This window comes from Ferruginibacter sp. (genome assembly GCF_031430955.1).
GTDB lineage: Bacteria > Bacteroidota > Bacteroidia > Chitinophagales > Chitinophagaceae > Ferruginibacter.
On record NZ_JANPCM010000578.1, the window covers coordinates 1 to 1,890 of the forward strand.

Here is a 1,890-nt window from a genome sequence, read left to right on the forward strand (position 1 = left end):
ATAACCTGTAATAATAACTTCGGTTGATTTGTGCTGTTTTATTTTTAACCAGTCAGCAGTTCTTATTCCTTTATGGTAGTTGCTATTTGCTTTTTTAGCCATTATTCCCTCCAGGCCTTTTTTTACAGCAATATTAAATAACGCCTTACCTGTACCTGTTACATGGTCCGAATATTTAATGGTGTCATTTTTGTTTATAAGTTTTTTAAGTAATTTTTTTCTTTCAATAAGTGGTAATTCGAAAACGTTTTTTCCATTAAGCAATAAAATATCAAACACATAGTAATAAAGCTGTACTGCATTATTTTCTTCATAATGCTGCAACTGCTGAAAGTTTGATTTGCCATCTTTATTAAGCACTACTATCTCTCCATCCAGTACTGCATTATGAGATATTTTTTTTAAGGCATTAAAAATTGTGGGATAAGTATTGTCAAAACTAAGTCCGTTACGGGAATATAATTTTACTGCTCCATTTTTTATTTCGCTAATAGCCCGGTAGCCATCCCATTTAATTTCAAACAACCATTCCTTATCATCAAAAGCTGTATCTGTTTCTTTTGAAAGCATGGGGCGTATAAAATTCTCCAGCTTTTTTTTAGGTGATCTTTTTATCAATACTAAAGTTTTTTTTTAGTTTTTTCATTGGCAGCAAGCCATTTATTTATGGGTGATGTGGATGCTGTTTCGTTTTCGCTGTTATATTGGGTATCAACAGCATATTTATCATTATGCTTAATCAACAGCCAGGCATTTTCCTGATCGCTTTTTAATTTTACCAGTGCAAATTCTCCTTTTAATTTTTTCCCTTCCAGTATAAATTTTAAACTGCCCGATTTTAATCCTGCTTTCAATTTTTTTTCATCAATATTTTTACCAGATCTTTCTATATCTGTATATTCTCCTTTATCCCATATTTCTACAATACCTGCACCATAGCCCGATGGTATTACGCCTTTAAAAGTTTTATAAGAATAAGGATGATCTTCCACCATCATAGCTAACCTTTTATCATTTGGGTTCATTGATGGGCCTTTAGGTACTGCCCAGCTTTTTAACACACCATCTATCTCCAGCCTGAAATCGTAATGCAGGCGTGATGCCTTATGTCTTTGTACAACAAAAGATAAAGAAGATTTTTTTTTCTTTACAATTCCTTCCGGTTCAGGAGAAGATGAAAAATTTCTTTTTGATTTATATTTAAGCAGGCTCATTTAAGATGCTTTTTTATTTTTTGTTTGCAGGCTTGCTTTTAATTGCGACATAAGGTCTTTAGTTTTATTGTGTACTACTTTAAGATGAGGGGCATTAATTTTTGCACCTTTACTTTTTGCCTTTATTAATTTTAATAATTGAGAAGAATAATTGTCTTTGTATTTACTGATATTAAATTTACCCGATAATTGATTAATTAAACTTACCGCCATTTTAAGTTCGCCGGGCTTTATAGCAGCTTTTGCAGGCAGGCTCAGTTCTTTTGTGTTTCTTATTTCTTCTTTAAACCGAATTTTATTTAAAATAATTACATTATCCGAAACCCTCAAAATTGCCAAAGCTTCTTTATTACGCATTACAAATGTTGCAATGCCTGCTTTGCCGGTTTTATGCAATGCTTCTCTTAATAATGCGTAAGCCCTTACTCCCGATTTTTCAGGCACCAGATAGTAGGGTGTTTCATAATAAATACTGTCTATTTCTTCCTGCAATACAAAATCACTTATTTCAATAACTTTTGTTTTAACTGCCGCTGCAGTTTCAAAATCTTTATCGCTTAGCACCACATATTTATTATCGAGTAAATAACCTTTTACAATATTTTCCCATTTAATTTCTTTTCCGGTTTTTTCATTTACTCTCATAAAACGGATATGGGCTAAATCTTTTTTATCC

General features: G+C 32.1%; 3 protein-coding genes. All 3 read right to left on the minus strand.

Going from position 1 to position 1,890, the window contains the following annotated elements:
* The coding region (locus ACY65O_RS16485; RefSeq protein ID WP_462221959.1) for an ATP-dependent DNA ligase at positions 1-618 on the minus strand (618 nt) is incomplete at its 3' end.
* Positions 619-620: 2 nt separating this feature from the next.
* Complete coding sequence (locus ACY65O_RS16490) at positions 621-1,214, minus strand: DNA polymerase ligase N-terminal domain-containing protein (RefSeq protein WP_462221960.1); 594 nt, start codon at positions 1,212-1,214, stop codon at positions 621-623.
* A partial coding sequence (gene ku / locus ACY65O_RS16495) for a non-homologous end joining protein Ku (RefSeq protein WP_462221961.1) occupies positions 1,215-1,890 on the minus strand: 676 nt, incomplete at its 5' end. It abuts the gene before it with no gap.

Coding starts and splice junctions, on each gene's coding strand:
- ACY65O_RS16490 (WP_462221960.1), bottom strand. CDS start 1,214: ATGAGCCTGCTTAAATATAAATCAAAAAGAAATTTTTCATCTTCTCCT.